Below are 416 nucleotides of genomic sequence, written 5' to 3'. Positions count from 1 at the left end.
TATGACGCGGCCGAGTTCATTGAGGCTTGCCTTGAGATGAGGGTCACGCCCCACGTGGCGCAAAACACCTCCGGGCGACGCTCGGCGGTTCCGGATGAGATCGCCTGCAGCGGGGGTTATGCCATTTCGCAGCAGAAGCGCAAGCTGATCGAACAAGGCTTTGGCTGGGCCAAGACCGTGGGGCGCATGCGTCAGGTGATGGTGCGCGGACTGAAGAAAGTTGACCAGATGTTTGTGTTGAGCATGGCCGCGTACAACTTGGTGCGCATGCGCTCGCTGGGACAAATCCGTCCGCAGTTGCAGTAATCGCGGTAATGAGCCCAGAAACGGGCGCCAAATCATCAAAAAATCGATGAAATGACGCGCAGCTTCCGGATTGTGAAAAATAGGCGGCACATCAACCATAGAGCGGGAAG

Annotated in this window: 1 protein-coding gene; it reads left to right on the top strand. The window is 57.2% G+C overall.

Going from position 1 to position 416, the window contains the following annotated elements; translation table 11 throughout:
* On the top strand, window positions 1-306 hold a 306-nt coding region (locus ACYP5B_RS45440; protein ID WP_459573959.1), incomplete at its 5' end, for a transposase.
* Window positions 307-416 lie beyond the last annotated feature (110 nt).

This window comes from Cupriavidus sp. 8B, from assembly GCF_054589115.1.
This window is presented reverse-complemented; position numbering and strand designations above follow the sequence as displayed.